General features: G+C 69.7%; 29 protein-coding genes and 1 pseudogene. 23 read left to right on the top strand and 7 right to left on the bottom strand.

The window, feature by feature from the left end:
- Positions 1–187 precede the first annotated feature (187 nt).
- Entirely contained in the window at positions 188–550 is a 363-nt protein-coding gene (locus ACY1JX_RS15750; protein WP_068119928.1) for a winged helix-turn-helix transcriptional regulator, read from the bottom strand.
- 119 nt (positions 551–669) lie between these two features.
- Between ACY1JX_RS15750 and ACY1JX_RS15745 the strand changes: the two genes are divergently transcribed.
- From ACY1JX_RS15745 to ACY1JX_RS15715, 7 genes are all read left to right on the top strand, one after another.
- On the top strand, positions 670–1,086 hold the full coding sequence (locus tag ACY1JX_RS15745; RefSeq protein WP_462564550.1) for a DoxX family protein: 417 nt from the start codon (positions 670–672) through the stop codon (positions 1,084–1,086).
- Complete coding sequence (locus ACY1JX_RS15740) at positions 1,083–1,574, top strand: luciferase domain-containing protein (RefSeq protein WP_462564549.1); 492 nt, start codon at positions 1,083–1,085, stop codon at positions 1,572–1,574. Before ACY1JX_RS15745 ends, ACY1JX_RS15740 begins: the two co-directional genes overlap by 4 nt.
- Positions 1,575–1,687: 113 nt before the next feature.
- A complete protein-coding gene (locus ACY1JX_RS15735) occupies positions 1,688–2,146 on the top strand; it encodes a VOC family protein (RefSeq protein WP_107766946.1) in 459 nt (152 codons plus the stop codon).
- A 716-nt stretch (positions 2,147–2,862) separates the two neighbouring features.
- Positions 2,863–3,528: an ArsR/SmtB family transcription factor gene (locus ACY1JX_RS15730; protein WP_036490915.1), complete on the top strand. Its 666-nt coding sequence runs from the start codon at positions 2,863–2,865 to the stop codon at positions 3,526–3,528.
- Positions 3,525–3,992, top strand: coding sequence for a hypothetical protein (locus ACY1JX_RS15725; protein WP_010833472.1), 468 nt, complete (start codon positions 3,525–3,527; stop codon positions 3,990–3,992). Before ACY1JX_RS15730 ends, ACY1JX_RS15725 begins: the two co-directional genes overlap by 4 nt.
- Positions 3,985–4,695 carry a DsbA family protein gene (locus ACY1JX_RS15720; RefSeq protein WP_010833473.1) on the top strand — a complete coding sequence of 237 codons (711 nt, stop codon included), beginning with the start codon at positions 3,985–3,987 and terminating at the stop codon, positions 4,693–4,695. The genes ACY1JX_RS15725 and ACY1JX_RS15720 overlap by 8 nt, the downstream gene beginning before the upstream one ends.
- Positions 4,692–5,591 carry a cytochrome c biogenesis CcdA family protein gene (locus tag ACY1JX_RS15715; RefSeq protein WP_010833474.1) on the top strand — a complete coding sequence of 300 codons (900 nt, stop codon included), beginning with the start codon at positions 4,692–4,694 and terminating at the stop codon, positions 5,589–5,591. The genes ACY1JX_RS15720 and ACY1JX_RS15715 overlap by 4 nt, the downstream gene beginning before the upstream one ends.
- A 27-nt stretch (positions 5,592–5,618) precedes the next feature.
- Here ACY1JX_RS15715 and ACY1JX_RS15710 read toward each other — a convergent pair whose 3' ends face one another.
- Both ACY1JX_RS15710 and ACY1JX_RS15705 read right to left on the bottom strand, forming a co-directional pair.
- Entirely contained in the window at positions 5,619–5,885 is a 267-nt protein-coding gene (locus ACY1JX_RS15710) for a metal-sensitive transcriptional regulator (protein ID WP_010833475.1), read from the bottom strand.
- On the bottom strand, positions 5,885–6,289 hold the full coding sequence (locus ACY1JX_RS15705) for a DUF302 domain-containing protein (protein ID WP_010833476.1): 405 nt from the start codon (positions 6,287–6,289) through the stop codon (positions 5,885–5,887). The genes ACY1JX_RS15710 and ACY1JX_RS15705 overlap by 1 nt, the downstream gene beginning before the upstream one ends.
- A gap of 154 nt (positions 6,290–6,443) precedes the next feature.
- Between ACY1JX_RS15705 and ACY1JX_RS15700 the strand changes: the two genes are divergently transcribed.
- The 16 genes and pseudogenes from ACY1JX_RS15700 to ACY1JX_RS15625 all read left to right on the top strand — a co-directional run bounded on the left by ACY1JX_RS15700 (position 6,444) and on the right by ACY1JX_RS15625 (position 21,318).
- Positions 6,444–6,746, top strand: a complete 303-nt coding sequence (locus tag ACY1JX_RS15700) for a rhodanese-like domain-containing protein (RefSeq protein ID WP_010833477.1) — start codon at positions 6,444–6,446, stop codon at positions 6,744–6,746.
- 7 nt (positions 6,747–6,753) lie between these two features.
- On the top strand, positions 6,754–8,244 hold the full coding sequence (locus tag ACY1JX_RS15695; RefSeq protein ID WP_010833478.1) for an MBL fold metallo-hydrolase: 1,491 nt from the start codon (positions 6,754–6,756) through the stop codon (positions 8,242–8,244).
- 1 nt (position 8,245) lies between these two features.
- Positions 8,246–9,070, top strand: coding sequence for a sulfite exporter TauE/SafE family protein (locus tag ACY1JX_RS15690; RefSeq protein WP_010833479.1), 825 nt, complete (start codon positions 8,246–8,248; stop codon positions 9,068–9,070).
- A 38-nt stretch (positions 9,071–9,108) separates the two neighbouring features.
- Positions 9,109–11,271: an MMPL family transporter gene (locus ACY1JX_RS15685; protein WP_010833480.1), complete on the top strand. Its 2,163-nt coding sequence runs from the start codon at positions 9,109–9,111 to the stop codon at positions 11,269–11,271.
- A gap of 312 nt (positions 11,272–11,583) precedes the next feature.
- Positions 11,584–11,787: a YgaP family membrane protein gene (locus ACY1JX_RS15680; protein ID WP_036490917.1), complete on the top strand. Its 204-nt coding sequence runs from the start codon at positions 11,584–11,586 to the stop codon at positions 11,785–11,787.
- Entirely contained in the window at positions 11,784–12,401 is a 618-nt protein-coding gene (locus ACY1JX_RS15675; RefSeq protein WP_036490918.1) for a class I SAM-dependent methyltransferase, read from the top strand. The genes ACY1JX_RS15680 and ACY1JX_RS15675 overlap by 4 nt, the downstream gene beginning before the upstream one ends.
- 372 nt (positions 12,402–12,773) lie before the next feature.
- Positions 12,774–14,315 (top strand): sodium-dependent transporter, encoded by a 1,542-nt coding sequence (locus ACY1JX_RS15670; protein ID WP_462564547.1) that lies wholly within the window; start codon positions 12,774–12,776, stop codon positions 14,313–14,315.
- Entirely contained in the window at positions 14,312–14,440 is a 129-nt protein-coding gene (locus tag ACY1JX_RS15665; RefSeq protein ID WP_181756713.1) for a methionine/alanine import family NSS transporter small subunit, read from the top strand. The genes ACY1JX_RS15670 and ACY1JX_RS15665 overlap by 4 nt, the downstream gene beginning before the upstream one ends.
- A 114-nt stretch (positions 14,441–14,554) precedes the next feature.
- Positions 14,555–14,878: a hypothetical protein gene (locus ACY1JX_RS15660; protein WP_462564546.1), complete on the top strand. Its 324-nt coding sequence runs from the start codon at positions 14,555–14,557 to the stop codon at positions 14,876–14,878.
- Positions 14,879–14,927: 49 nt separating this feature from the next.
- The gene (locus ACY1JX_RS15655; protein WP_462564545.1) at positions 14,928–15,923 is read left to right on the top strand and encodes a hypothetical protein; all 996 of its coding nucleotides are present in this window, start codon (positions 14,928–14,930) and stop codon (positions 15,921–15,923) included.
- A gap of 76 nt (positions 15,924–15,999) precedes the next feature.
- Complete coding sequence (locus ACY1JX_RS15650) at positions 16,000–16,635, top strand: hypothetical protein (RefSeq protein ID WP_286928105.1); 636 nt, start codon at positions 16,000–16,002, stop codon at positions 16,633–16,635.
- A gap of 43 nt (positions 16,636–16,678) precedes the next feature.
- Positions 16,679–17,686 (top strand): 5'-3' exonuclease, encoded by a 1,008-nt coding sequence (locus tag ACY1JX_RS15645; RefSeq protein WP_462564544.1) that lies wholly within the window; start codon positions 16,679–16,681, stop codon positions 17,684–17,686.
- 19 nt (positions 17,687–17,705) lie between these two features.
- Entirely contained in the window at positions 17,706–19,271 is a 1,566-nt protein-coding gene (locus ACY1JX_RS15640) for a peptide chain release factor 3 (protein WP_286928102.1), read from the top strand.
- A 136-nt stretch (positions 19,272–19,407) separates the two neighbouring features.
- Positions 19,408–19,521, top strand: a pseudogene (locus ACY1JX_RS15635) (HNH endonuclease); the annotation flags it as partial.
- A 9-nt stretch (positions 19,522–19,530) separates the two neighbouring features.
- Entirely contained in the window at positions 19,531–19,677 is a 147-nt protein-coding gene (locus tag ACY1JX_RS15630; RefSeq protein WP_462564543.1) for a hypothetical protein, read from the top strand.
- 78 nt (positions 19,678–19,755) lie between these two features.
- Positions 19,756–21,318, top strand: coding sequence for a hypothetical protein (locus tag ACY1JX_RS15625; protein ID WP_462564542.1), 1,563 nt, complete (start codon positions 19,756–19,758; stop codon positions 21,316–21,318).
- Between the two features lie 20 nt (positions 21,319–21,338).
- On the opposite strand, the gene ACY1JX_RS15620 is transcribed toward ACY1JX_RS15625, so the two are convergent.
- From ACY1JX_RS15620 to ACY1JX_RS15605, 4 genes are all read right to left on the bottom strand, one after another.
- Complete coding sequence (locus ACY1JX_RS15620; RefSeq protein WP_462564541.1) at positions 21,339–22,136, bottom strand: DUF1295 domain-containing protein; 798 nt, start codon at positions 22,134–22,136, stop codon at positions 21,339–21,341.
- A complete protein-coding gene (locus ACY1JX_RS15615) occupies positions 22,130–23,398 on the bottom strand; it encodes a class I SAM-dependent methyltransferase (RefSeq protein WP_462564540.1) in 1,269 nt (422 codons plus the stop codon). Before ACY1JX_RS15615 ends, ACY1JX_RS15620 begins: the two co-directional genes overlap by 7 nt.
- On the bottom strand, positions 23,395–24,558 hold the full coding sequence (locus ACY1JX_RS15610) for a class I SAM-dependent methyltransferase (protein ID WP_462564539.1): 1,164 nt from the start codon (positions 24,556–24,558) through the stop codon (positions 23,395–23,397). The genes ACY1JX_RS15615 and ACY1JX_RS15610 overlap by 4 nt, the downstream gene beginning before the upstream one ends.
- Positions 24,559–24,641: 83 nt before the next feature.
- Complete coding sequence (locus tag ACY1JX_RS15605; protein ID WP_462564538.1) at positions 24,642–26,648, bottom strand: FAD-dependent oxidoreductase; 2,007 nt, start codon at positions 26,646–26,648, stop codon at positions 24,642–24,644.
- Positions 26,649–26,675 lie beyond the last annotated feature (27 nt).

Below are 26,675 nucleotides of genomic sequence, written 5' to 3'. Positions count from 1 at the left end.
AACCCATTCCCTTCAGCGGGCTGTTCAACAGCGCTCGGCAAGGTCCGTTGAACACTCATGGGCAATCCGGTGTGAGCGAGCCCGCGATACGACACGCCGGCGGGAGCCACACCTGCAGGCGTCGTGTTCACCGTCCGTGCCAGCGCGAAGTCCCGTCAACGCGCCCATGGTCCAGACAAGTTGACCATCAATTCTCCCTCTGACTGTCGAGGCTGATCGCCATGTGGTGCGGATCCGGGAGGCCACCCCACATGGCAGCCCACTGGGCTATGGACTCGATCACCGGCGTCAGCGACTGGCCCTTGGGCGTCAGCATGTAGCGCGGCACAGGTCCAGCGGCCGCCGTGACACGCTGCACCACACCCTCGCGCTCCAGCTCGCGAAGCCGTTGGGCGAGCAGCCGGTCCGTGAGCCCCGGAATTCTCGAGCGGATCTCACCAAAGCGCTCTGCTCCGTCGAGCAGTGCGCGGATGATCGGGCCGTTCCAGCGCCGCCCAATCAGCTCGACCGCGCGGTGAAAGACCGGACAGTAGTTCTCCCTCTCGTCCACGCTCTCCAACCCCCTTTCGTCGACGCCGGCTCCCAGAACCCTTGCCATGCCGTTCCCGGAATGGTAGTCCTAGAGTCACTTACAAAGAGTAAGTTAGGAATGGACACCAGGGAGCTCTCATGGACGTTCTGGTTCTCATCGTCCGGATCCTTTTCGCGCTGCTGTTCCTGGGCGCCGGGATAGCTCACTTCAGCCAGCGCGAGATGATGGCCGGCTACGCGGTCAGCAAGTGTGTTCCGGCAGCCGGGCTGATGGTGGACATCTCCGGCGCGGTCATCATTCTTGGTGGCCTCACGGTGGCCGTCGGTGTCTGGCCCGACCTGGGGGCCCTACTGCTGGTCGGCTTTCTGGTGCCGACAGCGTTGCTGATGCACGACTTCTGGCGCGAGACCGACCCTGCGAGCAAGGTGAACGCGCAGACCCAGTCCCTCAAGGAGCTATCCCTCACGGGCGCCGCGTTTGCCCTGTTCGCCTTCTTCGCCTCCCCGGGCGACGAGCTCGACCCGCTGGTGCCCGGCTCGGTGCTCACGCCGTGACCGGCTCGCTGGCAGACCTGGCCGACCTCCCCGCTCGAGGCGGTGTCAGGCCGCGCACCACGCCGAGCAATCCGCACACCCAGCTCGACCAACAGCCTCACGACGATCGGCCGCGCAGCCTGCTGGAGAAGCGGCTCGCTCAGTTGCCGGGGGTGGTCTGGCGCCCCAGCATGATCTCGGTGCCGGGAGCCCGCGCCCTGACCCTGCCGCCGGAGGCCGCGCATGGGCCACCCGAGGCCTTCATGATCGGCACCGAGTTCGCCCACCTGCACCCCGCACCGGACCAGTCCCTGCACCTGGTAGTACCGCCCGATGTTGCTTCCGGCCTGATCCAGGCAGGCTGGGCAGAGCTGCACCCGGTCGCCCGCCGCGGCCTGATCACCTCCGGTGCCGTGATGGTCTACGCACCCCGCGACGAGGAGGAGGCAGAGGTGGTCTGCCAGATCGTGACCGCGTCCTTTGAGTACGCGAGGGACGCCCCGGCCTGACCGGTCATCGTGACAGAGGACCGGTGTGCCCGGCATCCGGGCCGGTCGGGCCCGCGCCCAGCCGAACGAAGCTGGCTTAGGCCCAGCCCGAACGAAGATCGGAGTCGACCATCATGCGCATCCACGAGCTTGGCCACCTGGTGCTCTACGTCCGGGACCTGGAGCGCTCACGGCGGTTCTACCGAGACGTGCTCGGCTGGGATGAGGTCCGCGGGGAGGTGCCACTGCCGGTCCCCGCGGCGGCGTTCTCCTCCGGCCGTACTCACCACGAGCTGTTGCTCATCGAGGTGGGCTCCGCCGCGGCGGCGATGCCCCCGGGACCCCGGCTGGGCCTGTACCACTTCGGCCTGAAAGTCGGCGACAGCGACGACGAGCTGCGCGAGGTCGTGCACCACCTCACCGAGCACGGAGTAGACATCAAGGGCGCCAGCGACCACACGATCACCCACTCGCTCTACATCGCCGACCCCGATGGGCACGAGATCGAGCTCTACGTCGACGTGATCCCGACCGAGGAATGGCTCGCCGACCCCTCGTTGGTCTTCGCCCCGATCCGTCCGCTACGCCTCTGACCTTCCCTGAATGCCTGAAGCATCGCGGGCGGCACCAGCCGCACACGAGCGCACGTCACCCAGCCTGCGACCGGGTCGCCACGTTTGCCGGGTCAGCCTTGAGCGCTGTGAGTTCCCCGCCCGGCGGCCTTGTCGCTCATTGTCCGCGGCCGGTCGCTGTGCTGTCTCACGTGACCTTGTGACCCCTCGCAGACCCTGTCGTCTCCGAGCGAAAGCCATTGGGCATCAGCGGCCCTGTATCAAGCCGCTTGGCGTCGGAGGTGTTGAAGGGCGTTGTGCCTGGCGACGTCACAGGGGGCGATTCGCCCAGGGACTCCAATAAGCGGCAGAGTTGGCTAGCAATGCCCACTCCGCGGGGCTGCGTCCAGGTCATGACTCGTTACAAGCGTGGTACAAATAGTTCCTCAACTCCGACGTTTGCGCAGGTCAGCATGGGTCAGTCAGTCAGTACTACGACATATAGTCACTTGTGAACGTAAAGCTCGAACTCACCGTTCGGGTACCGAGGGCCCTGGCTTAGCCGGGGCCCTCGTTGCGCCTCCGCGTCGTCGCGGGCAAGCCCAGGCGAAGGACTCAGCAAGGCGTCGCACCAATCCCGACTACTGCCCGTGCTTGCACCTCTCGGCGGTCGGTTAAGGGGCAGCGGGTGGGGTGCCCGCACTGAGCGAGCCACAGGTCCGCTACGCTCCCTTCTCCAATGATCTTTGGAGGACTGGATGAGTGACGCGAAAGACGGGCTGTTCGCCGAGCTGGCGGTGGTCGGCAAAGCGTTCGGTAGCGCCAAGCGGCTCGAGCTGGTGGATCTGCTCGCTCAGGGGGAGCGCACCGTCGAGAGCTTGGCCCGTGCAGCCGACATGGGGGTCAGCACGGTGTCGGCTCACCTACAGGTGTTGAAGTCCTCAAACCTGGTGCGGACGCGTCGGGACGGGACGCGCGTCTACTACCGACTGGCGGGCGATGACGTGGTTGCGCTGTACGGCGCGATGCTGACCGTTGCACGTACCCGGTCCGCCGACGTGGAGCAGGCGTTGGCGGCCTACCTCGGCGTTCCAGGCTCAGGTGAGATCGACATCGTGACCCGACAAGAGCTGCTCGACCTCCTCGAGGCTGGGTCGGCCGCTGTGATCGATGTCCGACCTTCGGAGGAGTACGCCGCGGGGCACATCCCAGGCGCCCGCAGCCTTCCGTTCGAGGAGCTGCCGAACGCCGTGGCCGACCTGCGGGCCGGCGGCGAGGTGATCACCTACTGCCGCGGCGCCTACTGCGTCCTCGCGCACGACGCCGTCCGGTTGCTCGCTACCGAGGGGATCCACGCCCGCCGCCTGGAGGACGGGATGCTGGAGTGGAGAACTCACGCACTCCCGGTGGAGGTCGGCGCGTGATCGCGGCGCTTCGCCTCTGGCCTGCTCGGCGATGGCTGACGGCGCTCGCTGCTGGTGCCGCGTTCGTCCTTGTCGTGGCGATTCCAACGGACCTGATCGACACTCCGATCTTCGGCCGCGAGGTGCCTCCCACGTGGTGGTCCTGGCCGTCTCTCATCCTCTCCTCGATCCTGGCTGGGCTACTGGTCGGGTCCTATGTGGCCGCCCCGGCACGTATGGGTGATGACCGCCAGGTCCAGCGCGGCGGATGGGTCGGCAGCGCGTTGACCTACTTCGCCGTCGGCTGCCCGGTGTGCAACAAGCTCGTACTCCTCGCTCTCGGTAGCGCGGGAGCGATGACCTGGTTTGAGCCCATCCAGCCGCTGCTGCAAGTTGCCGCGGTCGTTCTCCTCGCCTGGGCGCTACGGCGACGTCTGCTCGGCGAGATCTCCTGCCCCACCGATCTGAAGGAAGTTCATGCCTGAGTCGCATCCTGCCCGTAAGAGCCCCATCCTGCCGGCGATCGTCGCGCTCGCCGCCGCCGTCGCGCTGATCGCAGCGCTCGCCGGCGTATTCTCCGGCGACGACGAGGCCGACAGGTCAGTCGGGTCCCCCACAGACTCGCAGCGGTCGAGCACGAGCGACGACTCGCTGGCACGACGCCAGGTCGACGACCCGATGGCCAAGGGCGAGGCTGACGCCCCCGTAGTACTCATCGCCTACTCCGACTTCCAGTGCCCGTTCTGCGGCAAGTGGGCTCGCGACACCGCCCCGGCCTTGGAGGAGCAGTACGTCACCGACGGCACCCTCCGCATCGAGTGGCGCGACTTCCCCTACCTCGGGCCGGAGTCGGCGACTGCCGCTCTGGCCGGCCGCGCGGCCGCCGCGCAAGGCGCGTTCTGGGAGTTCCACGACGCCATGTACGCCGATCAGCTGCCGCCGAACAGCGGCAACCTAAATCAGGAGTACGTCGAGGGAATCGCCGATGAGCTCGGCCTGGACGTGCAGCAGTTCCGTTCCGACATGAAGTCCCAGACGACCGAGCAGCTTGTCGACGCCGACTTCCAGGAAGGCCAGGAACTGGGCATCACCGGAACGCCATCGTTCCTGATCAACGGCGTCCCGGTCATCGGCGCCCAACCAACCGAGGTGTTCGAGGACCTTATCGAGGAGGCCGACGCCGGATGATCGAGATCGGCGTCCTCGCGGCGTTCGCCGCCGGGGTCCTCGCGCTCCTCTCACCGTGCAGCGCACTGCTGCTGCCGTCGTTCTTCGCCTACGCGTTCGCCACCAAGCGCGCACTGGTGACCCGGACACTGGTCTTCTACGTCGGCCTGCTGATCACCCTGGTTCCGCTCGGGACCGGCGCCGCAGCCGCGTCACGCCTGATCTACGGCCACCGACCGCTTCTGATCGCGGTCGCCGGCTGGACCATCATCGGGCTGGGTGTCCTGCAGCTGCTCGGCAAGGGCTTCGCGCTGCCATTCGCTAGCCGCCTCCAGAGCTGGTCGGCCGCCCGCACGAGCCAAGGATGGGTCTCGACCCTGATCCTGGGGGCCGTCTATGGCCTCGCGGGCTTTTGCTCCGGCCCTGTGCTCGGCGCCATCCTCACAGTTGCCGCCACCCAGAGCACGCCGTGGCGAGGCGGAGCCCTCCTTGCGGTCTACGCACTCGGGATGGCAGCACCTCTCCTGGTGCTCGCCGCCATCTGGGACCGTTTCGATCTCGGCCGCCGCCGCTGGCTACGCGGCCGCACCCTGACCTGGGGGCCGCTGCGCGTCCACACCACATCCGCCACGGCCGGCGTCCTCTTCGTGATAATCGGAGTGGTGTTCCTCCGCTACGACGGCACCGCCGGCATCACCGGGGCCTTCGGCATCGCCGATACCGTGGAATTGGAGTTCACCGCCCAACAGACGGCAGCGACGTGGGCCGCCGCGGCGCCGGACTGGCTGTTGCCCGCAGTCATCCTGCTCGGGGCACTGACGGTCGCTTGGCGCCGACGCCACGGCAACTCGCAGAATGATGACCCGGCGTCTACCCCGAAACACGAGAAGATCGACGAGGACATGCGCTCCCGATAGCACCCCAGCGCGCCTGGTGGGGCCGCCTCAGGCAAGGGCGAGGAAGAGCTTCTCCATCTTCTTGACGTCAACGTCGTCAAGACCCTCGTCGGACTCGGTGAGGCACTGCTGCAGGCCGGTGGCGACGATGGCGTAGCCGGCGCGGGAGAGCGCCTTGTTGACGGCGGCCAACTGTGTGAGGACGGACTCGCAGTCAGAGCCCTCCTCCATCATCCGGATCACGCTGGCAAGGTGCCCGTTGGCGCGCTTCATGCGGGTGATGATCGCCTTGATCTCGGTGGGTTCGAGGTCCATCAGTTCTTCTCCAGTGCGGCCAGGGCCGCGGTCAGCCGCTGTCGTGCGTCGGTCGCGACGGTGCGGAGGGTGTCGCCGGCGTGACCGGCGAGGGACATCATGGCGTCGGGGTCGAAGGCCTCGACGACCGTGGTGGTGTCGTCGAGGGCGCGGACGACGACGTTGCAGGGCAGCAGTGCGGCGATGGAGGGATCGGCCTGCAATGCCTGGTGCGCTAGCTGGGGGCGGCAGGCCCCCAGGATGATCTGGGGTGCGACGTCGACATCGAGCTTGGCCTTCAGCGTGGCCTTGAGGTCGATCTCGGTGAGGATGCCGAACCCCGCGGCGGCGAGCTCAGCGCGCACCGCCTCGACGGTCTCGTCGTAGGGGCGGGGCACCGTGGTTTCGAGCGTGTACTGCGTCATGGGGTCTCTTCCTCTCGGGTACCGATCACGAGGTCCGTGGCTAGGCTGCACCCACAACTGTACAACCCCCCTGGGGGATGTGTTAATGTTTGGGCATAACCCCCCCGGGGGTTCCGTTTGGGTAGTTCGACGAGCCAGCAAAGGAGTCCCCTCTATGCGTGAAACCACCATCGACCAGCTCGCTGCGGCGCTCGATCAGGGCGCGTCGGTGGTCGACGTCCGTGAGCCTGCGGAGTTCCGCGAGGGTCACGTGCCGGGTGCGGTCAACATCCCGATGGGTCAGCTGACCGCCCGGCTGGGCGAGATCGACCGCGATCGTCTGGTGCACGTGGTGTGCGCCTCGGGCAACCGCAGCAGCGCGATGGCCGACGTTCTGACCGCTAACGGCTTCGAGGCGATCAACGTCGCCGGCGGCACCAGCGCCTGGGTCCGCTCCGGGCTACCGATTGAGAAGTGAGGCGAACATGACTGACGCCACCACCACCGAGACACCCGCACCGGCCTCGGCGACCGAGGAGGCCCAGCAGCGGCCGGCCGAGGGACTGACCGTCCGCACCCTCGAGACCTCATCGCTCGGGGACCGCACCTACGTGGTCCACGACGGCGAAGCCGCCCTGGTGATTGACCCTCAGCGCGACATCGACCGGGTGTTGGAGGTGCTCGAGGCCGACGGCGTGCGACTGACCCACGTGTTCGAGACCCACATCCACAACGACTACGTCACTGGTGGCCTGGCGCTCGCGCAGGCAACCGGAGCGGCCTACCTGGTCAACGGCGAGGACGAGGTGTCCTTCGACCGCACCCCGATCGCCGACGGCGAGGTCGTCGAGGTGGGCGACCGGATGCGCGTCCGTGCGATCGCCACCCCCGGTCACACCTTTACCCACCTGTCCTACGCGCTCTCTGTCGACGGGCCTGACGGCGAGGAGCCGTACGCCGTGTTCACCGGCGGCTCGCTTCTCTACGGCGCCACCGGTCGACCCGACCTGCTCGGAGAGGAGCACACCGACGCCCTGGTGCGTCACCAGCACGCATCGGCGCACAAGCTCGCCGAGCAGCTGCCCGACGAGGCCGAGGTCTACCCGACTCACGGGTTCGGGTCGTTCTGTTCGGCCACGCAGTCCGAAGCCACGGCCTCGACGATCGGCGAGGAGAAGCGCTCGAACCCGGTCCTGACCCAGGACGAGGAGACCTACGTCCGCGAGTTGCTGGACGGCCTCGGTGCCTGGCCGGCGTACTACGTGCACATGGGACCCGCCAACGCCGCCGGTCCCTCCGCGCCCGACCTCTCCCCGGTGCAGGAGGCCGACGCGACCGAGCTGCGGCGCCGGATCGACGCGGGTGAGTGGGTGGTGGACCTGCGCAATCGCAAGGCCTTCGCCGCTGGGCATGCCCCTGGAGCGTTCAACTTCGGACTCGACGGTGCCTTCTCGACCTACTTGGGCTGGCTGATCGAGTGGGGCACCGCCGTGACCCTGCTCGGTGAGACCGCCGAGGACGTGGCCACCGCCCAGCGTGAGCTGGTTCGGATCGGCATCGACCGGCCCGCAGCCCAGGCCACCGGCGGTCCGCAGGACTGGACCGACGGCGACCTCGGTAGCTTCCCGACCGCCACCTTCGCCGATCTGGCGCAGGTGCGCCACCACCGCGACGTCGTCGTACTGGATGTGCGCCGCGCTGACGAGTACGAGGGTGCAGCGATCGCCGGGGCGGTCAACATCCCGATCCACGAGCTGCCCCGCCGCGTCGGCGAGGTGCCGGCCGGTGAGGTGTGGGTGCACTGCGCCAGTGGTTACCGCGCCTCGGTCGCTGCCTCGTTCGTCGCCGCCGCCGGCCGGACCCCCGTCGCAGTCGACGACTCCTTCGAGAACGCCGAGAAGGTCGGCCTGCACCTGGTGCGCCCCGAGGGCGACACCACCGACCCCACCGACGGTGCCGACGGGCCCGACGTCTGAGATGACACTGCTCCTCGCCGTCGCCGCCGGCGCGCTCATCGGCCTGTCCCTGGGGGCACTCGGTGGCGGCGGCTCGATCCTGGCCGTGCCGGTGCTGGTGTACCTGCTCGACCAGTCCGCCTCCCAGGCGACGACCGGGTCGCTGGTGGTCGTCGGCGTCACCTCCCTGATCGGGGCGATCGCCGCGCACCGCGCGGGCAACGTGCTGCTCGGCCGCGGCCTGGTCTTCGGCCTGGTCGCGATCGGCGGGGCGGTGGCGGGAGCGGAGGCGTCCGATCGGGTCTCCGAGGAGGTCCTGTTGGCCGCCTTCGCCGCCCTGATGCTGCTGGTCGGCGGGATGCTGGCCTGGCGCCAGCTACGCCACCGTCGCGGAGACGACGCTCGGCACGTCGCGCGGCCCACCCTGGACGACCCGATCATCACGTTCAGCCCGACGTTCGCCTGCCAGTGCCCCCGGGCCCTCAAGGTGCTGCTGACCGCCACCGTCGTCGGGGCGCTGACCGGCTTCTTGGGCGTCGGCGGAGGCTTCCTCGTCGTACCCGCCCTCCTGCTCGCCCTCGCGCTGCCGATGGAGTACGCCGCCGGCACGTCCCTGGTGGTCATCACCATCACCAGCGCCGCAGCGCTGGTCGTCCGGGCCGGTTCTGGCGACCCACCGGACTGGGCGACCGTCGCCGTCCTCACGGCGACGTCAGCGGCAGCAGCCGTCGCAGGGGCCCGCCTCGCCGACCGTGTCGACACCCACCGCCTCCAGGCGGCCTTCGCCGTCCTGGTCCTCGGCGTCGCCGTCTACACGGCCGCCCGCGCGGTCCCCGCCCTTCTCTGATCACACCGATCGCTCACCCCTCACCGAACGGAACATCCATGAGCACCACCACCGCCCCGTCGAAGGGCGCCCCCGACTTCACTCCCGGCTTCCGCCCCGGACCCCTCGGCCGCCTCGGTCTCTGGGTGAGCGGCCACGCCAAGCTCGTCACCGGCGTCTGGCTGCTGCTCATCGTGGGCCTGGGCGCCTTCGCTCCCCAGGTCGAGCACAACCTGTCCGGCGCCGGCTGGCAGGCCGACGGCTCGGAGTCCGTCGCCGCCCGCGAGCTCGCCCAAGAGAGCTTCGGCGGTAACGCCTCCTCGGCCATCCAGGTCGTCGTGCACTCCACCGACGGACCCGTCACCGAGGGCCCCGGCGCCGAGGTCCTCGCTCAGGTGACCCGGATGCTCGAGGCCGAACCGCGCATCGCTGAGGTGATCGCGCCGATGCCCGGCGCGACCATCAGCCAGGACGGCAGCACCGCGATCATCCTTGCGGGCGCGGGTGCCGACACCAACGAGATGGTCCGGGTCGCCACCGACCTCAAGGGGGACCTCCAGGACCTCTCGGTCGAGGGCATCCAGGTCAACCCCACCGGGTCCTCGCTGCTGTGGTCGGACTTCAACGAGGCCAACCTCGAGGCGATGCTTAAGTCCGAGATGGTCTCCTGGCCCGTCACCATGGCGATCCTGGTGCTCGCCTTCGGCGCCCTGGTCGCCGCAGGCCTTCCCCTGATCCTGACCCTCGCAGGCCTCGTCGCCTCCGCCGGATCGTTGGTCCTCATCAACGAGCTCGTCCCGGTCTCCATCTGGGCGATGAACTTCGCGATGATGTTCGCCCTCGCGCTCGGCATCGACTACGCGCTGTTCCTCGTCGTGCGCTACCGCGCCTCCCGCATGGGTTCCGGCAACTCCGCGCGTCAGGCGGTCGCCGAGACCATGGACACCGCCGGAAAGGCCGTCCTGCTCTCGGGCGCTACCGTCTTGATCTCGCTGTCGGCGGTGATGCTGGTGCCCTCGCCGTCGTTCCGCTCGATGGCCGGCGGGATCATGCTCTCGGTCGTCTTCGTCCTGGCCGCAACCCTCACCCTGCTCCCGCTGGTGCTGTTCAAGCTCGACCACAAGATCAACAAGCTGTCCCTGCCCTGGGTAAAGACGGGCGAGCACCGCTCCCCGAAGTTCGCCGCATGGGGAGAGCGACTCTGGAAGCGCCCCCTCGTCTGGGGCCTGGGCGCACTCATCGTGCTGCTCGCACTCGCCGCACCCATCATCGGCCTCAAGACCGCCATGCCCTCCATCAAGGTCCTGCCCGAGGACGCCAGCGCACGCGTCGGCTACGACCTCGTCCAGGAGTCCTTCGGCGAAGGTGCGCCCGGCACGCTCCAGATCGTGATGAAGGCCTCCGACGCCGACGCCGCGAAGACCGTGCTCGCCTCCGACCCCGGCATCGCCGGAGCAATGCCCTCAATGCCGGCAGCCGACGACAGCGGACTGGTCCTGATCCAGGCCGTTCCGACCGTCGACCCGTCCGACCCCGCTCTCAACGACACCGTCGACCGGCTGCGCGCCGACCTGCCGTCGAGCGCCCTCGTTGGAGGCGCGGCGGTGGAGAACCTCGACCTCAAGGCCCAGCTCGACGAATCCACGCCGCTCGTGATCGGGGTCGTGCTCGTGCTCGGGTTCCTGCTGTTGCTGGTGGCGCTCCAGGCGCCGCTGATCTCGTTGCTCGGCACGCTGGCCAGCCTGCTGTCGACGGCTGCGGCGTTTGGCGTGGCCCGCCTGGTCTTCCAGGAAGGCATCGGCGCTGACTTCTTCGGCTTTGAGAGTCAGGGCTTCCTCGACGCGTGGGCCCCGGTGTTCTTCTTCGCCATGATCTTCGCGATCGCGATGGACTACACGGTCTTCCTGCTCGCGTCGGCCAAGGAGCACTACGAGCACTCGGGCGACCCTAAGGACGCGATGGTCGGCTCGCTCGCCCACTCTGGACGGGTCATCTTCGCCGCCGGCGCGGTCATGGTCGCGGTGTTCTTCACCTTCGCCCTCTCCGGCCCGCTGCCCCCCAAGGAGATGGGCATCGTGCTCGGCGTCGCTGTGCTCCTCGACGCCTTCCTCGTGCGGCTCGTGCTGCTGCCGGTCATGCTGCGCCTGACCGGCAAGGCGGCGTGGTGGTCGCCGGCCTGGCTTCGCCGTGTGTTGCCGACCATCACGTTCTCGCACGGCTGAGCGCTCCTCGACCGCCGCGGCGTATCCCCCTGCGCCGCGGCACGTGGTCCGGGCGCCCGACCCCACGGGGGTCCGGACCACACCTCCCCTTCCAGACTCACCACCCTCACCCCTCCCGCACGATCACCCGAACCAAAGGAGCTCCACCATGTGCCGAGCAGTCACTTGTAAGAAGTGCGGCAAGACCACCTGGGCCGGCTGCGGCCAGCACGTCGACCAGGTCCTCGCCCGCGTCCCTCGCGCCGACCGGTGCGCCGGCCACCCCCACGAGTCCGGCACCGGGTTCTTCAGCCGCCTCTTCGGAGGCAAGGGATGAACCTCGACCGCGCCGTTCTCCTCCTCGCCGGCACCATGACCCTGCTCAGCGTCCTGCTGGTGGCGCTCGTGTCACCGTGGTGGCTGCTGCTGACCGCCTTCGTCGGGCTCAACCTGCTCCAGTCGTCCATCACCGGCTTCTGCCCCGCGGCCGTCATCTTCCGCCGGCTCGGCGTCAGCAGCGGGTGCGCCTTCCGATGAGCGACGACGGCTCTCACCACTGGGATGCTGTCTTCGCGTCGCGCGACCTCGACACGGTGTCGTGGTTCGAAGAGACGCCAACCCACTCCGTGGAGCTCCTGCGCCAACAGCCCGGCTCGGTGATCGACATCGGAGCCGGCGCGTCCCGGCTCCCCGACGCGCTCCTCGCCGAGGGCCGCGACGACATCACCGTGCTCGACATCTCCCGCGAAGCGCTCGCAGTGACGCGCGAACGGCTCGGCTCCGCGGAAGGGCGGGTCGCCTACGTCGTCAGCGACGTCCTGTCTTGGGAACCCTCGCGCACCTACGACGCCTGGCACGACAGAGCCGTACTCCACTTCCTCACCGAGCCGGCCAACCACGCGGCGTACGTCGACCTGGCCGCCCGCACCATTTCCCCCGGCGGCCTGCTGGTCCTGGCCACATTCGGCCCCGACGGACCCACGTCCTGCTCGGGCCTGCCGACGGCCCGCCACTCCGCCGAGGACCTCGCCGCCCTCGTCGCGCGTGCCTTCACCCTTACCCATGCCGAAACGCGGATCCACCGCACCCCCGGCGGCTCCGAGCAGCAGTTCACCTGGATCAGCGCTCGGCGCACGGATGGCTCTCATTGATCTGCGCGACTCCCCGGGCTGGCGACGTTCAGCCGATCTAGAAAGCGGCTGACATCTAGATCAATCTAGGCGCTCCCACTCATCCGGGGACGCCCAGAGCAACGCGGTAGCCTGTTACACATCCGGTACAAACAGCCGGCCAACCTCGACGTTTGCGCAGGTCAGCATGGGTGAGTCAGTCAGTACTACGACATCTGACAGACGTCGTCACCCGAGAGGGCCCCTGACCATGCGTGCATGGTGAGGGGCCCTCTCGCTTCGTCCGGCCGTCGCCGACGGCGGTCGCCGCCCGACGCCGGATCCCGACTTCTGCCACGATGGTCGGACTGCGTGGTGATCCGGCACCAGGGATCCCCCGTCGAGAGGAGCGACATGTCTGCCGACGTCACGTCCGAGAAGGCCAAGCGGGGAGCGTTCTCCTCGCGGAAGGTCTTCATCTTCGCCGCGATCGGCTCGGCCGTCGGGCTGGGGAACATCTGGCGGTTCCCCTACGTCGCCTACGAGAACGGCGGCGGAGCGTTCCTGATCCCCTACCTGGTGGCACTGTTCTGCGCCGGGCTGCCGTTCCTCTTCCTGGACTACGCGCTGGGTCACCGGTTCCGCGGCTCGGCTCCCCTGTCCTTCGCGCGGCTGAGCCGGCCGGCCGAGGCGATCGGCTGGTGGCAGGTCGGCATCTGCTTCATGATCGCCGTCTACTACGCCGCCGTGATCGCGTGGGCCCTGCGCTACACGTTCTTCTCGGTGAACACGGCGTGGGGGGACGATCCCGAGACGTTCTTCATGAAGGACTTCCTGCAGACCGGGGACCTCACGGTCGACCTGAAGGTCGTGGCCGGCGTGCTAATCCCGATGGTGATCGTGTGGCTCGCCGTCATCGTCATGATGGTGGTCGGCGTCGAGAAGGGCATCGGCCTGACCTCTCTGGTCGCCATCCCCGTACTCGTCCTCGCGTTCCTCGCCCTGGTGATTCGCTCGCTGTTCCTGCCGGGCGCCGCCGAGGGACTGGAAGCGTTCTTCACTCCCGACTGGAGCACCCTGACCCACGGAGGCGTCTGGGCGGCCGCCTTCGGACAGATCTTCTTCTCGCTCTCGATCGGCTTCGGCATCATGATCACCTACGCCTCGTACGTCGGCCGGGACACCGACATGACGGGCTCGGGCACGGTCGTCGGCCTCGCGAACTCCAGCTTCGAGCTGCTCGCCGGCATCGGCGTGTTCGCCGCGCTGGGCTTCATGGCGCAGAGCCAGGGTGTTGCCGTCGACGAGGTCGTCCAGGGCGGAGTCGGTCTGGCCTTCATCACCTTCCCGACGATCATCGGTGAGGCGACCGGCGGGGCGCTGATCGGCGTGCTGTTCTTCGGCTCCCTCGTCGTCGCGGGCATCACGTCCCTGGTCTCGGTGCTCGAGGTGGTCGTCTCCGCCGTGCGGGACAAGTTCGAGCTCTCGCGGCCTGTGGCGGCTGCCGCCGTCAGCATCCCTGCAGCCGTGATCAGCCTGGTGTTCTTCTCCACCGCGAGCGGCCTGTACGTCCTGGACATCCTCGACCACTTCATCAACCAGTTCGGAATCCTGCTCGTCGCGATGGTCTCGATGGTGGTCGTGGCGTGGTCGTTGCGGGCCGTGCCGCAGCTGGCCGCCCACATGAACCGGCACGGGTCCATCCAGCTGCTGCTGTGGTGGCGACTCCTGGTGGGCGTCGTGGTGCCGATCGCCCTGGCCTACCTGGCGTTCGACTCGTTCCGCACGGACGTCCAGACGCCCTACGGTGGCTACCCGACCTGGATGATCGCGCTGTTCGGCTGGGGTGCCGCCGCGTCCGTCATGGTCGCCGGCTACGTCCTCGCCCCCATCCGATGGCGTGAGGGCACTTCGCTGGAGATCCCCGCCGACGACACCGAAGGAGTCGAACGATGAACGCCGAGGCCATCACCATGATGATCGTCGCCATGGTCGCCCTCTGGGGCGGCCTGGCGCTGGCGATCTTCAACCTGACGCGCCACGACGGCGCCGACGCGGAGGACTTCCACCGCGACCTCTGAGGCTGACCCGGGGGCGGCACGAAGGATGATGCTTTCGGGTACCCCAGCGGGTCCGAAGGCATCATCTTTCGTCCCTGAGGTCCGGGACCGGGCCGCAGGCGCCTCTCGACGTGCATGAACTCTGCACTGCCCGTGCTGGCCGGGATCGTCTCGACGGCGATCTTCGCGTCCAGCACCTTCCCCATGCTCGCCAAGGCCCTGCGCACGCGTGATCTGCGCTCGTACAGCCTGGGCAACCTCGCGCTGGCGAACGTCGGCAACGCGGTGCACTCGCTGTACGTCTTCAGCCTGCCGCCGGGCCCGTTGTGGGCGCTGCACTCGTTCCACCTGGGGAGCACGGTCTTCATGCTCGTCTGGTACCTGAGGTTCGAGTACGTCCGGCATCGCGAGACCAGCCAGGGCAGCGGCGAGGAGGAATTGGTCGGTTGTCCCCGGTGAGGTCGTGCCGGACACGAATCCCTGCAGGCCGCCTGGGTACGTCGGAAGAATGAACGAGCTCCAGATCGGCCTCGTGGCAGACCCGGCCTCCCCCACCCGCATGGCGCACCGGATCAGGGACCTCGACCCGCCGGTGGACGGGGCAGGCGGCTGGGAAGTCGAGGTCGTCAGTGAGCCCTTCACCACCGGCTCCGAGGACGTCGAAACCGCGCTGGCGCGTCTGAGCGATCAGGCGCACGAGCACGAGTGGGACCTCGTCGTGGGGCTCACGGAGCTTCCCCTGCGCGACGACGATGGTCGCTACCTCCTCATCGAGGCCGATCCACAACAGCGCAGAGCCGTGCTGTCCCTGCCTGCGCTCGGTGGGGTGCGCATGGAGGCACGCACGCGCCGCGCGGTGCGCAGCCTCGTCGCCGGGATGGCCGATCCCACCTCCACGGAGGAGCAGCGGGTGCCGCTCTCCCGCGTCGGCGGCCGCTGGCGCCTGCTCGTGGGCATGGTGCTGGCCAACCGGCCGTGGCTCCTCGTGCCCGGACTCAAGTCGGCGCTCGTCGCGGCGCTGGCGACCGGGGCCGTCGCCACGATCAACTCCACGGTGTGGCTGCTGGCCGGGTCGCTGTCCTGGTGGCGCCTGACGGTCGCGACGATCGTCTCCATCGCCTTGGTGGTTGGCTGGCTCGTGATCGACGGAGAGCTCTGGGACCGCCCGGACGACGACTCCTCCGAGGCTCGGGAGAGGTCGCGCCTCTACAACATCTCGACCTTGGTGACGCTGACCTCGGGGGTCCTCATCTGCTACCTCGCGCTCTACGTGGTGAACCTCCTGTGGGCGCTCTTCGTCCTGGACCCCTCGGTGATGGGCGGCTACCTCCAGATGTCCCTCGGCTACGGCGACCTCTTCGTGCTGGCCTGGTTCGTGGCGTCAGCAGCGACCGTGGGTGGGGGCCTCGGCAGCGGGCTGGAGTCGGACGACGCGATCCGCGCCGCCACGTACTCCAAGCGCGAGGAGGAGCGCCGCAACCGGCTCGCGCGCCGCCGGAGCTAGAGCCTGGCTGTGCCTAGGATGAGCCATCGGCGCGCCGGCTCCTCCGAGACTCGGCACAGACTCGACGGAGGACCACGTGACGGACGAGCCCTCCCATGATTCCGTCGACTGGCTCGAGCTGGTCGCCGTCGTGCTCCTGTCGGTCACGGCGATCCTGACGGCATGGACCGGCTTCCAGGCCAGCAAATGGGGCGGCGCCATGTCGATCTCCTTCGCGCAGGCGTCGACGGCCCGCATCGAGGCAGCGCGCCTCGAAGGCGACGCCAACCGCAAGCAAACTGTCCAGGTGTCGCTGTTCACGCAGTGGCTGCAGGCGTACCAGGCCGAGGACGACACGCTGACTGCCTTCCTTGAGGAGCGGTTCCCCGAGCCGCTGGCCAGCGCCTTCCCCGTGTGGATCGCCGAGCGGCCGTTGAAGAACCCGGCGGCCGCGCCGACTCCCTTCCAGGTCAAGGAGTACGCGATTCCGGAGCTGGAGCAGGCGCGGGCGGCCGACGCCCGTGCCGACGCCAAGTACCAGGAGGCCCTGCGCAACAACCAGCGCGGCGACAACTACACGATCCTCACCGTCGCCTTCGCGAGCGTGCTGTTCTTCACCGCCCTGGCCACGCGCCTGCGACGCCCGCGGACGCAGTGGGTGCTGCTGGCGATCGCCGGGGTCGGGTTCCTGGCGACGACCGGGTTCCTGCTCAGCTTCCCCAAGCTGATCTGACGGCGGCGTCGCGCGGGACCCGGCCTAGGATGGCGAGGATCCCATGTCTGCCCCCGTGAATCGTCCCCGCAAGCTGCTGCTCGTGGTCGACGCGCCCTCGCTGCTTCACCGCAACCACCATGCCCGGGCCCACACGAGGCTGATGGACCGATCGGGTCGTCCCGCGTGGGCCCTGCACGGCATGCTGCGCCAGATCATCGAGGCGATCGAGCGGTTCGCCCCCGACGCCGTGATCTTCGGGCTCGACGACCGGACCGCGTCGGTGCGCGCGGACTTCTACCCCGCCTACAAGGCGGGACGGGCCGAGAAGGACGCGGCGCTCGTCGGCCAGCTCGAGCGCACGGGGGCGTTCCTCGACGCCCTCGGCCTGGCGACGCTCACTCCCCCGGGCCTCGAGGCCGACGACGTGAGCGCCTCCGCCGCCACGTGGGCGCGCGACAACGGCTGGAACTGCGTGATCGTCACGTCGGACCGCGATGCGTTCGCCCACATCAGCGAACACACCCAGGTGCTGCGGCTGATCAACGGCGGGATCGACGGCTCGCCGCTGCTCAATCCGGCGCGGCTGCTCACGATGTACGGGATCGCGGCCGAGCACTACCTGGCGTTCGCGGCCCTGCGCGGCGACCCGAGCGACAACCTCCCGGGCGTGTCCGGCATCGGGGAGAAGACCGCCGCGATCCTGCTGACCCAGGCCGGGTCGATGGAGACCGTCTGGGCGGACATCGACCACAATGAGGGACGCACCCTCGCCGCGACCCTGGACGGCTGGGCGGCCGAGACCGGCGCGCGACGGATGGGTGCCACGGTGGTCCGCCGCCTCGCCGCCCCCGGGGCCCGCGAGCGCTACGACTTCAACGTGCGGATCATGTCGGGCCGCGAGGACCTCGACCTCGGACTCACCCCTGACGTCCCCGGCACCCCGGGCCTGCTCCCGCTGGATCTCGGCCGGGTCAACACCGTCGTGGGCTACCTCGGGGTGGAGGCGACGACCACCCTCGCCGTGCGGGTGCTCAGCACCACCCCGGCCTCCGTCGTCCCCGTGCTGTGACGCCGGGTAAATTCAGTGGGTGTCCGACAAACGCCCCCGCCGCACCTTCGCCGTCATCAGCCACCCCGACGCCGGCAAGTCCACGCTGACCGAAGCGCTCGCGCTCCACGCCCGCGTCATCAACCAGGCCGGTGCCGTGCACGGCAAGGACGACCGAAAGGCGACCGTCTCGGACTGGATGGACATGGAGAAGGCGCGCGGCATCTCGATCACGTCCGCGGCGCTGCAGTTCGTGTACCGCGACCACGTGGTCAACCTCGTCGACACGCCCGGCCACAGCGACTTCTCGGAGGACACCTACCGCGTGCTGTCGGCGGTGGACTCGGCCGTCATGCTGGTCGACGCCGGCAAGGGCCTGGAGCCCCAGACCCTGAAGCTCTTCCGGGTGTGCGCGCTCCGCGGCATCCCGGTGATCACCGTCATCAACAAGTGGGACCGCCCCGGCCTGTCGCCGCTGGGCCTGATGGACGAGATCGAGCAGGAGATCAAGCTGCGTCCGACCCCGCTCACCTGGCCGGTGGGCGAGGCAGGTGACTTCCGAGGCGTGCTGGACCGCCGCACCGGCGAGTTCGTCAAGTACACCCGGACCGCCGGCGGGGCCGAGCGGGCGCCCGAGCGACGGCTGTCGCCGGACGAGGTCGAGGACGTCGACGCCGACGTCTGGTCGGCCGCGGTGGACGAGAGCGAGCTGCTCTCCCTCGACGGCGCCGACCACGACCAGGAGCGCTTCCTCGGCGGCGAGACCACGCCGGTCATGTTCGCCTCGGCGCTGCAGAACTTCGGCGTGGCCCAGCTGCTCGAGCTGCTGCTCGAGCTGGCGCCCGGACCGAGCGCGACCGCGGGCGTCGACGGCTCGGTGCGTCAGGTCGACGACGCCTTCAGCGCCTTCGTCTTCAAGGTGCAGTCCGGCATGAACACGTCCCACCGCGACCGGCTCGCGTACGCGCGTGTGGTGTCCGGCACCTTCGAGCGCGGCATGGTCGTGACCCACGCCTCGACCGGCCGGCCCTTCGCCACGAAGTACGCCCAGGCCGTCTTCGGCCGGACGACGTCCTCGGTGGAGCAGGCGGCTCCCGGCGACATCATCGGCTTCGTCAACGCCCAGGCGCTGCGCGTCGGCGACACCGTCTACGACGGCGACGCGATCGACTACCCGCCGGTGCCGAGCTTCGCGCCCGAGCACTTCATGACCGCCACCGCGAAGGACATCGGGCGGTACAAGCAGTTCCGTCGCGGCATCGAGCAGCTCGACCAGGAAGGCGTCGTCCAGGTCCTTCGCTCCGACCTCCGAGGTGACCAGACCCCCGTCCTGGCCGCCGTCGGCCCGCTGCAGTTCGAGGTGGTGGAGGAGCGGATGAAGAACGAGTTCACCTCCCCGATCCGGCTCTCCCGCCTGGACTACCAGGTGGCTCGGCGCACCGATGCCGAAGGCGCCCGGGCGCTGCGCGGCCAGCGCGGCGTCGAGGTCCTCCAGCGCGCCGACGGCACCCACCTCGCGCTCTTCACGGACAAGTGGCGGGCGAACAAGGTGGCCCGCGACGAGCCGGACATCCTGCTCGAGGAGCTGCCGGCCGGCGGCAGCTGAGGCAGCATCGTCCGTCTCCGGCGTCCGGTAGCGTCACCTCGCGGCGCGACGTCGGTTTCCCAGCAGCACCTCGGCTGCCACGCGCGCCCGCTACGCGAAGCGCCGGCAGCGGCGCCTCGAGCGCGTCGACAACGACCTGACCCCGGCGCAGTGGGACACGCTCGTCCTGCAGTGGGGCGGCTGCGCGTACTGCCGCACGACCACGGCGGCGCTCCAGAAGGACTGCGTCCTGCCGATCTCACGCGGTGGCCGCTATACGGTGACGAACGTCGTCCCGGCGTGCACGTCGTGCAACGCGAGCAAGCACAACAGCGAGGTGTCCGGGTGGCTGCGTCGCAAGCGACTCGACGAGGGCGCCTTCCTGCTCCGCCACGCCGAGATCCTGCGGGCGCTGTCGCCCGACTGATCCCCACGCTTCGGGGCGAGTCGCACCCCCCGTTAACGGGGGCAGTCAGCACGCGGCCGGGCCACTAGGTTCAGCACCATGCGTCTCCTGCGTCCCGTGCTGCTCGCCCTCCTCGCCCTGTTGCTCGTCCCGCTGACCGCCACGTCGGCCCAGGCGGCGGACGGCCGGATCACCGGCGTCGCCCTCGACCCCAGCGGCAAGCCCCTGCAGAACGTCGGGTGGGAGATCTACATCCGCGAGGGCAGCGAGTGGACGACGCTGCAGTTCGGGCCGAAGCTGACCGACGCGCAGGGTCGCTTCTCGTGGCAGGTGCCGGTCGGTGGGCAGTACCGCGTCTGCTTCTCCGACACCTACTACGGCGAGGTCTCCTCGACGAAGTTCTGGCAGCCGGAGGTGCGCCACCGCGACACGTGCTGGCCCAACGCCACGTCGTTCGAGACCGCGCAGACCTGGACCTCCTCGACCGCCACGCCGTCGAAGACCTTCTCGGTCAGGCTGCCCAAGCAGGGCCTGGGCATGGCGCCGGTCGACCCGTTCATCGTCGGGTCGTACCGCGTCGGCGAGCCGCTGACGATCGTGGGCCAGGAGGGCTGGCGTCCCACGGACGCCACCTTCAGCTACCAGTGGATCTCGCGGCGCGACGGCTCCCCCTCGGTGACGATCCCGGGAGCCACCTCGGCGAGCTTCACCCCCACGCCGGCCCAGGACGGCGCCTGGATCCACGCGCGGGTGACCGCCAGCCGCCCGGGCTACAAGCCGGCTTCGCTCATTACGCCCACGACGAAGGTCGGCGGCACGCAGCACGTGCAGCCGACGTCGCCGCTGACGATCTCCGGCACGGCCGCGCCCGGCGCCACGCTCACCGCGAGCTTCGGCAAGCCGGCCAGCACGTACAGCGAGATCTCCTGGTTCGTGGACGGCGTCCCGCAGCCGGCCTCCACCACGTACAACGGCGCGACCTCGCGCTTCACCGTGGCCGCGGCCCACGCCGGGGCGCGGATCGACGCGCGCCTGAAGATCTATCGGACCGACGCCCAGGGCAACTACGTCGACGGCAGCGACAGCTTCCAGCGCGCGCAGGTGCAGGTCGCGGGCAGCCGTCCGGTCCAGGCGCTGCGCGCGACTCCGGCGCCCGCCGGCACGCCGACCGTCGGACGGGTCCTGGCCGCGCCGACCGGCCTGACCGCAGACCCCGCCGCGAAGGTGACGCACCAGTGGCTGCGCGGCTCGACGGCCATCGCGGGTGCCACCGGCACTCGCTACACGCTGCGCTCCGCCGACGTGAACCAGAAGGTCCGCGTGCGCACGACGGTCACTCGCCCCGGCTGGTGGAACCGCTACGTCAGCACCTCGGGCGCGACGGTCGCGAAGCGTCCCCTCAAGGTCGGCACCGTCAAGGTGGTCGGCACCGCGAGGGCCGGCAAGAAGCTCAAGGCGTACACCGCGAAGTGGGGACCGAAGCCGGTCAAGGTCCGCTACCGCTGGACGCGCAACGGCAAGCCGATCCGCGGCGCCGTGAAGTCGACCTACAAGGTCAAGAAGTCCGACCGCGGCAAGCTCCTCCGGGTCCGCATCAGCGTCTCGAAGACGAACTACCTGACGGTCGCCAAGACCAGCAAGGGTCGCAAGATCAAGCGCTGACCCAGCGCGGGAGCCGCGGGTCAGGACCGACGCGGGGGCAGTGGCACGAAGACCGACGTCCTGGCCGCGTACGCGTCCCAGCCGGATCGGCCGCGCATGCGCCGTTCGGCGATCCGCACACCCGAGACGACGGTGACGATCGCGGTCAGCACGATCGGCGCGGGCAGGGTCCACAGCAGGGGCGTCCACCCGCTCGCGGCACCCGCCACGAGCCACAGTCCCCACCACGTCACCGCCTCGCCGAAGTAGTTCGGGTGCCGACTCCACGACCAGACCCCAGTCGACAGCACCGGCGTCCGCTGCTCCTTCGGCTCCGCGCGGTAGGCCGCGAGCTGACGGTCGGCGACGGCCTCGAACACGATCCCCGCCAGGGCCACCACCGCGCCGACGATCGCGACGACCGGCCAGCGCACGGGCAGCGAGGCCGACGCGAAGAGTGCGTAGCCCACCGCGAGCACCAGCACCGCCTGCAGGCCGTAGACCTTCGTCAGCAGCGCCGCGAACGGCACCTCGCGCGCCGATCCCCCCATGTACTCGAGGTACCGCGGATCGTCCTCCTGCGCCGCGAAGGTCCGGGCGCCGAGGTGTGAGGCGAGCCGTCCGGCCCAGCACAGCACGAGCACGAGCGCCAGCACCGTTCGCCAGGCCTCCCCGAGGTCACCCACGAGGCCCGCCGACGTCGCTGCCACCATTCCCACGCCGAAGGCCACCGGCCACGCGACGTCCACGATCGCGAAGGTGTCCCTGACCCGCGACGCCACGGCCCCGGCCGCCATGACCAGGACGACGCCCGCGAACGCGACGAGAACGGTCACCATGCGCGAGGCTCGAGGTCGAGACCGTGGGGCGCTCCCGGCCGCACCGCCAGGATCTGGTCGACCCCCATGCGGCCGTCCCGGAACGCGGCGGCGCCTCCGGCGAGGTAGAGCCGCCAGACGCGCACGACCTCCTCGCCGACGAGTTCCGTCAGGCGGTCGACGTTGCCCTCGAAGTTCTCGATCCATCCCGCGACGGTGCGCACGTAGTGCTCACGCAGGGCGTGGACGTCGCGCACCTCCAGCCCGGACTGCTCGAGCAGGTCGACCGTCTGGCCCACCGGGCGCATGTGCATGTCGGGAGCGATGAAGCTCTCGATGAACGGGCCGCCGCCGGGCCATCGTCCCGTGCGCGACATCTGCTGGATCAGCACCCGTCCGCCCGGGCGCACCCGGTCGCGCAGGACTCCGGCGAACACCGGGTAGTTCTCGGCACCGACGTGCTCCCCCATCTCGACCGATGCGGCGGCGTCGTACTCGCCCGTGGCGTCGCGGTAGTCGCACAGCCGCACCTCGACGAGGTGCTCCAGGCCTTCGCGCCGGACCCGTTCGGCGACGAAGTCGCGCTGCTCGGCCGCGATCGTGACCGCCACGACCTGCGCCCCGTAGTGCTGGGCGGCGTGGATCGTGAGCGATCCCCACCCACAGCCGACGTCGAGCAGCCGGCTGCCCTCGCCGAGCCCGAGCTTGCGGCAGATCAGCGAGAGCTTCGCCTCCTGCGCCTGCTGCAGGGTGGCGTCGTCGGCGGTGTAGTAGCCGCACGAGTAGGCCATGGTCGGATCGAGGATCTGCTCGTAGAACTCGTTCGACAGGTCGTAGTGGTGGGCGATCGCGGCTCGGTCACGGTCGCGCGAGTGCAGCCGGCCCTTCACGACCGCCTGCGATGCCGGCGGCGCGGGACGTCGGCCGATCGCCCCGGCCCTGATCAGCAGCGGCAGGGCGCGCGCCATCGTCCTCGCGGTCCGTGTGGCGGGTACGGGTCCCGCGTTCCGACCCGCGGCCAGCAGGGTCGTCAGCGCGGCGTCGAGGTCTCCCTCGATCTCGGCCTCACCGGACACGTAGGCCTGCGCGGCCCCGAGCTCGCCCGGACTCCACAGGAGACGGCGGAGAGCCGCCGGCGACGTGATCCGCACGATCGGCCCCCGGATCGGTCCGACGACCGACCCGTCCCAGAACTCCAGGCGGACGGGCAGCTCGCCCACGACGGGTTCGAGCACGGCCGCGGTCTGGCCGGCCAGTCCGTCGATGTGCTGTCGATGGCTCATCGGCCGCTCTCCTTCGTGTAGACGAGATGGTGGTCGTCGAGGTAGCCCGAGCTGAAGCCGGCTCGCGAGTACTGCAGGTAGTAGTGCCACATCCGGCGGAAGGTGTCGTCGAAGCCGAGCGCCCTCACGTCGTCGGCACAGGCCAGGAACGTCTCGTCCCACTGCCGCAGCGTCTCGGCGTAGTGGGCTCCGATGGCCTCGGTCGACGTGAGGCGCAGCGACGTCCCCGCGGTCGCCTCCTCGAGCGCGCGGACCGACGGCAGGAACCCACCGGGGAAGATGTACTTCGTGACCCAGGTCTGGGTGTTGCGAGTCGCCTTCATCCGGTCGTGCGGCATCGTGATGGCCTGGATCGCCGCGCGGCCTCCGGGCTCGAGCACCCGGTCGATCGTCGCGAGGTAGGTGCTCCAGTGGCGCCAGCCCACGGCCTCGATCATCTCGATCGACACGACCGCGTCGTAGCGTCCCTCGACGTCGCGGTAGTCGCACAGGTCGACGTCGATCCGGTCCTGCAGGCCGGCCTCGGCGATACGCTCGCGCGCCAGCTGCTGCTGGGCCACCGACAGGGTGATGGTCCGGACCCGGGCGCCGCGGCGGGCGGCCCGCAGGGCCAGCGACCCCCAGCCCGACCCGATCTCCAGCAGGTGTGTGCCGTCGCCGACGCGGGCCAGGTCCAGCAGGCGGTCGAGCTTGCGCTCCTGGGCCTGCTCCAGGTCGCCACCGACCACCGGGGTGCCCGCGTCGGTCTCGTCGAACAGGGCGCTCGAGTAGGTCATCGTCGGATCCAGGAACGTCTCGAACAGGGCGTTCGACAGGTCGTAGTGGTGCCCGACGACGCGCTGGGTGTCCGCCTTGTCCCCCCGCTCGTCGCGCGGTGGCCGCGGCATGACGGCACTGCGCATCACCTGCAGCGGCCGCGGCACGAGGGTGCGGATCCCCGCAGCGAGCACGGTGAGGAATCCGCCAAGGTCGTCCGCGTCCCACGCGGCGGTCATGTAGGACTCGCCGAACCCCGTCGAGGGCTGGCTCCCCAGTCGCCGGAAGAACTCGTCGGAGCGGTGGATCGTCATCCGGGGGCCGCCCGCGCCGAGGATGCGGCCGTCGAACTCCACGGTCACGTCCAGCCGGTCCACGGCCGAGGTGAAGAGGCGGCGTGCCACGTCCGCTCGGAGGTCGCTCGTGCGCGTGCGTGGCGGGAGGACCAGTGTCGGCCAGTGAGAGGCCGCGAGAGTGGTGAGAGTCGTCATCGGACACCTTCCTGGTGGTGCATGGGGCGAGGTTGGATGGGCAGGCGCCGCATCCAGAGAACGAGGCCGTGCGCGGTGATCGCGAACCGGTCGACCATCCCGGCGGTGGCGGCTCGCCATCGGAGCCCGCCCGTCCGCCGGCCGTGGAGCGACGCCTGGAACGTCGCGCCGTCCGCGTGGTCGAGCTCGACGCGGACGTCGAGGACGTCGGTCGGCGGAGGCGCGGACACCCGGTAGGAGCCGGCCACGCCGTGGAACGGCGAGACGTACATCGCCTTGTCCACGCGGCGCTCGGTCTCCGTCCCACGGTCGAACAGGTACGCATGCCGGTCGCCATAGGTGTTGTGCACCTCGACGACCGCGGCAAGGGGGGTGCCGTCGCGGCGCGTGCACCACCACACGCTGATCGGGTTGAAGCAGAATCCGAAGGCCCGTGGGTGGGCCATCAGCCGCACGCTCGCGTCGCCCAGCTCGATGCCGTGCCGGGCCAGGAATGCCGCCAGGTTCTGTCGCAACGTGGCCGTCGGGTCGCCGAGGTGGTCGCGCGCCTCGATCGTGCCCCCGGTCACCCGGCGCCAGAACGACTGCTGTTCCTGCCGTGCTCCCTGCTCGTCGATGTCGACGACCCACATCGAGGATCGCTGCTCGAACGTGCGGGTGAAGGGCTGAGTCCTGCGATGGCCAACGCGGGTACGGAAGACCTCGGGCGCGCGATCGGCCGGTGGGGCGGCCGCCGGAACGGCGAGGTCCAGACGCCTCACCGCCTCGGCGCCGGACCGCGCGCCGTCCTCGTGGAATCCCCAGCCGTGGTAGGCGCCGGCGAACACGATGCGGTCCGTCTCGATCTCGGGCAGTCGCCGCTGGGCGGCGACGGTCTCGGCGGTGTAGACCGGGTGCTCGTAGTCCATCCGTGCGATGACCAGGGCGGGATCGACGAGGTCGTCCCCTCCCAGGGTCACGAGGTATCGCGTGTCGGTGGGCAGCCGTTGCAGGACGGTCATGTCGTAGGTGACGGTCACCCGCCCCTCGGGGGACGTCGGCAGACGCAGGTTCCACGCCGCCCTGGCCCCGTCCGCACGCGGCAGCAGCCGCTCGTCGGTGTGCAGCAGCGCCGGGTTCGGCGAGTACGGCATCGCCGCGAGGACCTCCCGCTGCGCGGGCGTCGGCGCCGACAGCATCGAGAGCGCCTGGCGGGGATGGGTCGCGATGACCACGCGATCGAACCGCTCCTCGCCGCCGTCGGCGTCGCGCACGGTCACGCCGGCGGCGTGCTCCTCGACGCCCGTGACCGCCGTCGAGAGCCGGATGTCCGGGAGCTCCTTGGCGATCCTCAGCACGTAGTCGCGGGAGCCACCGACGACGGTGCGCCACTGGGGACTGCCGAACACCGCGAGCATCCCGTGGTTCGCCAGGAACGCGAACAGGTGCCGGGCCGGATACCGGCCGGCGATCTCGGGGTCGCAGGACCACACCGCCGCCACGAGCGCGCGGACGAAGTGCCGGCGCAGGCGGTCGCTGAACCGGTGCCGGTCCAGGAACTCGTCGAGCGTGGGGTCACCCGCCTCCGACGGGGCCTCGAGCAGCCGGCGCGCTGCCCGGTGGAAGCGCGGGATCTCGACCAGCATCCGCCAGTGCCCCCCGTCGAGGAGTCGACGCGGCTCGGGAAACAGTCCCCGTCGTCCCTTGGCGCCCGCCCACTCGAGCCCGGTCGCCTCGTCGTGGACCGAGAGGGACATCTCCGACGGCTGCGTCTGCACCCCGAGCTCGTCGAACAGGCGGCACAGCACCGGGTACGTCTGGCGGTTGTGGACGATGAAGCCCGTATCGATCGCCAGCTCCCGGTTCCCGTCGACGACGAGGTGCGTGTCGGCGTGTCCGCCCAGGCGTTCGTCCGACTCGTACAGCACCACACGCGCGCCTGCCTGCGTGGCGAACCAGGCCGCGCTCAGGCCGGAGATCCCGGACCCGATGACCGCAACCCGGCATGTCTCCGGTGCATCCATGTGAGCCATTCGGAGCCGCGGGCCCAT

The sequence above is a fragment of the Aeromicrobium sp. JP4 genome, from assembly GCF_054957925.1.
This window is presented reverse-complemented; position numbering and strand designations above follow the sequence as displayed.

Excerpts from the sequence above, each read along its gene's own strand:
- ACY1JX_RS15745 (WP_462564550.1), top strand. The coding sequence starts at position 670 with ATGGACGTTCTGGTTCTCATCGTCCGGATCCTTTTCGCGCTGCTGTTC.
- ACY1JX_RS15735 (WP_107766946.1), top strand. The coding sequence starts at position 1,688 with ATGCGCATCCACGAGCTTGGCCACCTGGTGCTCTACGTCCGGGACCTG.
- ACY1JX_RS15730 (WP_036490915.1), top strand. The coding sequence starts at position 2,863 with ATGAGTGACGCGAAAGACGGGCTGTTCGCCGAGCTGGCGGTGGTCGGC.
- ACY1JX_RS15720 (WP_010833473.1), top strand. The coding sequence starts at position 3,985 with ATGCCTGAGTCGCATCCTGCCCGTAAGAGCCCCATCCTGCCGGCGATC.
- ACY1JX_RS15715 (WP_010833474.1), top strand. The coding sequence starts at position 4,692 with ATGATCGAGATCGGCGTCCTCGCGGCGTTCGCCGCCGGGGTCCTCGCG.
- ACY1JX_RS15710 (WP_010833475.1), bottom strand. The coding sequence starts at position 5,885 with ATGGACCTCGAACCCACCGAGATCAAGGCGATCATCACCCGCATGAAG.
- ACY1JX_RS15705 (WP_010833476.1), bottom strand. The coding sequence starts at position 6,289 with ATGACGCAGTACACGCTCGAAACCACGGTGCCCCGCCCCTACGACGAG.
- ACY1JX_RS15700 (WP_010833477.1), top strand. The coding sequence starts at position 6,444 with ATGCGTGAAACCACCATCGACCAGCTCGCTGCGGCGCTCGATCAGGGC.
- ACY1JX_RS15695 (WP_010833478.1), top strand. The coding sequence starts at position 6,754 with ATGACTGACGCCACCACCACCGAGACACCCGCACCGGCCTCGGCGACC.
- ACY1JX_RS15690 (WP_010833479.1), top strand. The coding sequence starts at position 8,246 with ATGACACTGCTCCTCGCCGTCGCCGCCGGCGCGCTCATCGGCCTGTCC.
- ACY1JX_RS15685 (WP_010833480.1), top strand. The coding sequence starts at position 9,109 with ATGAGCACCACCACCGCCCCGTCGAAGGGCGCCCCCGACTTCACTCCC.
- ACY1JX_RS15680 (WP_036490917.1), top strand. The coding sequence starts at position 11,584 with ATGAACCTCGACCGCGCCGTTCTCCTCCTCGCCGGCACCATGACCCTG.
- ACY1JX_RS15675 (WP_036490918.1), top strand. The coding sequence starts at position 11,784 with ATGAGCGACGACGGCTCTCACCACTGGGATGCTGTCTTCGCGTCGCGC.
- ACY1JX_RS15670 (WP_462564547.1), top strand. The coding sequence starts at position 12,774 with ATGTCTGCCGACGTCACGTCCGAGAAGGCCAAGCGGGGAGCGTTCTCC.
- ACY1JX_RS15665 (WP_181756713.1), top strand. The coding sequence starts at position 14,312 with ATGAACGCCGAGGCCATCACCATGATGATCGTCGCCATGGTCGCCCTC.
- ACY1JX_RS15660 (WP_462564546.1), top strand. The coding sequence starts at position 14,555 with ATGAACTCTGCACTGCCCGTGCTGGCCGGGATCGTCTCGACGGCGATC.
- ACY1JX_RS15655 (WP_462564545.1), top strand. The coding sequence starts at position 14,928 with ATGAACGAGCTCCAGATCGGCCTCGTGGCAGACCCGGCCTCCCCCACC.
- ACY1JX_RS15645 (WP_462564544.1), top strand. The coding sequence starts at position 16,679 with ATGTCTGCCCCCGTGAATCGTCCCCGCAAGCTGCTGCTCGTGGTCGAC.
- ACY1JX_RS15625 (WP_462564542.1), top strand. The coding sequence starts at position 19,756 with ATGCGTCTCCTGCGTCCCGTGCTGCTCGCCCTCCTCGCCCTGTTGCTC.
- ACY1JX_RS15620 (WP_462564541.1), bottom strand. The coding sequence starts at position 22,136 with ATGGTGACCGTTCTCGTCGCGTTCGCGGGCGTCGTCCTGGTCATGGCG.
- ACY1JX_RS15615 (WP_462564540.1), bottom strand. The coding sequence starts at position 23,398 with ATGAGCCATCGACAGCACATCGACGGACTGGCCGGCCAGACCGCGGCC.
- ACY1JX_RS15605 (WP_462564538.1), bottom strand. The coding sequence starts at position 26,648 with ATGGATGCACCGGAGACATGCCGGGTTGCGGTCATCGGGTCCGGGATC.